Origin of the sequence: Chitinophaga sp. (assembly GCF_036566945.1) — a bacterium.
Lineage (GTDB): Bacteria > Bacteroidota > Bacteroidia > Chitinophagales > Chitinophagaceae > Chitinophaga.
The window spans coordinates 1-3,522 of sequence record NZ_DATCVJ010000293.1 but is presented as its reverse complement, the minus strand read 5'-3'; the positions used below and the strand labels follow the sequence as shown (position 1 = coordinate 3,522).

Genomic DNA, 3,522 nt, shown 5'->3' with positions numbered 1-3,522 from the left:
TGCTGTCCTACCACGTATTTACCGGAAACGATTAATTCCTGCAGACGGTCTGCTACTTCCTCAGCCAGGCTGAGTCGCTTTAAGGGAGAAATGTTTAAATTCGTCATATCATCTGATGATTGCAAAGATAATCGCTTTTTTATTTTTTTTATTTTTTTGAAGATTTTTTTTGGGAGATTGTTTACCGAAACCGATGGATACATTACTCGATACTTTACGAAACTGCCCTTCCTGGCTGCTATGGATCATTTTCCTGGCAGAAAACACCGCTATTTTGTTAGCGGTGCTGGTATGGGGGCATAGATTGCGGAACGCCGTGCGGGAAGTAAATGCATCCGGGATCGGCCAACAGGCCACGCAAGCGGAGCCAGGTGCGCAATCATCTGCATCTTTTACAGGTACAGTCGCGCCATCCATGCCATCGGTACAACATCCACCTCACCCGTTCGCCTATAATAGCCGGCAGTGGCACATTGCAGCCGTCACCACTGTTCTCAATACCGTTATAACTTACACCGGATACTGGCTGTGGACACAGCAGGCCATTCGTATCACCACGGCGTTTTCCATCAGCATACTGCTCCACGCCGCCTTCCTTTTTTTCGCCATGGATTTGCTGATGTATATTTTCCATTATGTAATTCATAAAACGCCATTGTATAAACTGCTGCATACCTTACATCACGAAGCCACCGATCCTGAGCCTATAGACCTGTTTATTTTACACCCGCTGGAAACGCTTAGCTTCGGCGCTTTGTGGCTACTGTTATTACTATTGTTTCCACTGAATATTTATGGCATTATCATCTACCTGATCATCAATGTTATTTTCGGCATGATGGGACACCTGGGTATGGAGCCATTGCCTGCAAAGGTGCATCAGTGGCCGGTGCTGAAATACCTCGGTACTTCTACTTTCCATCATACACATCACCGCCATGAGCAGTGTAATTTTGGATTTTATACGAGCATATGGGATCGTGTCTTTCGCACATTTAATAGCCAGTCATAACTCACTCATCATTTTCTGCTTTGTTCTATGTAGCAATAAGTTTATTTTGGCGAACTGCTTACAAATATCAACTGCTATATGAGAAAATTGATTTTATCATTATCCTTATTCATTACTTATCACGCCTATGCACAAGATGCGCTGAAGTATCAGACGCCTCCCGAAAGTATCCTGGAACTGGCCATGGCGGCGCCATCACCGCAAACGGACTTTAGTAGTAAAGGGGATGTGATGCTGGTCATGGATCGCACCAGCTATCCCACCATTGAAGAACTATCGCAACCGGAATATCGGTTGGCCGGATTACGCATCAATCCCGCTAATTTCGGTCCCAGCAGGATCGGTTACCTGACGGCTATTCGTATTAAAAATATCAAAGGCAATAAAGAATACCCGGTGTCCGGACTACCTGCCAATGCGCGCATTGGTCATGTGAGCTGGTCGCCTTCACAAAAAAGTATAGCCTTTACCGTTACTGATAACAATAGCATTACTTTATGGAAAGCTGATATCGGTACAGGGGTGGCTTCCCGGCTGAGTAACCGCCGCCTCAATGATATTGCAGGACCGGCGTTTACCTGGATAGATGATAACCGTATACTGGTGTTGGCGGTGCCTGCGGCTATCGGCAAAGCGCCGGAAAAACCAGTGGCGCCGGAAGGCCCTACGGTACAGCAAACCAGCGGTAAAGCAGCTCCTGCGGCTACTTACCAGGATATGCTGAAGAACCCGTATGATGAGCAACTGGTCGATTATTATTTTCAATCCGAGCCGGTGATGATCAGCAATAGCGGAGAACAGGTTATCGGCAAAGTAGCTATTTATGTAACCGCCTCTCCATCGCCCGACAATCAATACCTGCTGATGGAAAGTCTGCATCGTCCTTATTCCTACCTGGTGGGCGCCAGCCGCTTTCCTACAGAAACGGAGATCTGGAAAATGAATGGTGAGCTGGTGAAGAAATTGGCCAGTAATCCGCTCGACGAGGTAAGACCTAAAGGCTTTGATGCTACCAGCAACTATCCCCGTCGTTTTTCCTGGCGCAATGATGTTGCCGCTACTATCTGGTGGGTACAGGCCCTGGATGGCGGCGATCCCAAAAAAGACGTGCCTTTCCGCGATGTGGTGAATATACTTCCTGCGCCATTTGAAGCTGCGCCAACACCATTGGTAAAAACAGTAAACCGTTTTGCCGGTATCAGCTGGGCCAACAATCAACTGGCGCTGGTATCTGATGCCAACAGCACCCAACAAAAAATAAGGGTGAGCCGTATTGATCCTGGTCATCCGGAGCAAGCCCCTGTGACCATTATTGACCGTTCTGAAAATGACCGTTATAATGATCCGGGAGATCCGGTTACCGTGAAGAATCAGTTTAACCGGTCGGTGTTATACGTTTCTCCTGCACATGAATTGCTGATGACGGCGCCCGGCGCATCGCCGGAAGGAGATCGTCCTTTTCTGTCGGCCTTTAACCTGGACAACAGTAAACAACGTATCCTGTGGCGCTCCCAGGCCCCCTACTACGAGCAGGTGGCGGATGTGATAGATCCTGCCAAACTCGTGGTGGTAGTGGCACGTGAGTCTGTTACATCTCCCGTAAATTACTACCTGCAGGACCTGAAGAAAAAAACAGCCGTAGCCCTCACGGCATTTCCACACCCACAGCCACAGCTGAAAGGCGTGCAGAAACAGTTACTGAAATATAAACGTAAAGACGGTGTAGACCTTACCGCCATGTTATACCTGCCGGAAGGCTATGACCCTGCTAAAGATGGTCGTTTGCCGGTACTGATGTGGGCTTATCCGCGGGAATATAAATCTGCCAGCGATGCGGCACAGGTGCGTGGGTCTGCCTATAGATTTACCCGTGTAAATTATGGTTCTCCCATCTTCTGGGTAACCCGTGGTTTTGCTGTTATGGATGCCACCGAAATGCCAATTGTAGGAGAGGGCGACAAAGAACCCAATGATACTTTTATTGAGCAACTGGTAATGAATGCAGATGCTGCGGTCAATAAAATTACCGAAATGGGCGTAGGCGATAAAGACCGCATCGCTGTGGGCGGTCACTCTTACGGTGCTTTTATGACGTCTAACCTGCTCGCACATACGAACCTGTTCAAGGCCGGCATTTCCCGCAGTGGCGCTTATAACCGTACTTTAACGCCTTTCGGATTCCAGAACGAACAGCGTACCTATTGGCAGGCGCCGGAAGTATATTATAAGATGTCGCCGTTTTCTTATGCAGATAAGATCAAAGCGCCTATACTGCTGATTCACGGAGAAGCAGACAACAACTCCGGCACTTTCCCGATCCAGAGCGAAAGACTATATAATGCCATTAAAGGCAACGGAGGCACCGCCCGCCTGGTATTCCTGCCACAGGAAAGCCATGGCTATGCTGCAAAGGAAAGTATCCTGCATATGCTGTGGGAGATGGATGAATGGCTCATGAAATATGTGAAGCCCTAGTTTTTTTGTCTTTGTTCAGGATTATACTGATTTAG

General features: G+C 48.0%; 2 protein-coding genes. Both read left to right on the top strand.

The genetic code is table 11. The features are described 5' to 3' along the window. The first annotated feature begins 193 nt into the window (after positions 1-193). On the top strand, positions 194-1,012 hold the full coding sequence (locus VIP81_RS08710; RefSeq protein WP_331958552.1) for a sterol desaturase family protein: 819 nt from the start codon (positions 194-196) through the stop codon (positions 1,010-1,012). Positions 1,013-1,090: 78 nt separating this feature from the next. After that, a complete protein-coding gene (locus VIP81_RS08705; protein ID WP_331958549.1) occupies positions 1,091-3,487 on the top strand; it encodes a S9 family peptidase in 2,397 nt (798 codons plus the stop codon). The last annotated feature ends 35 nt before the right edge of the window (positions 3,488-3,522 follow it).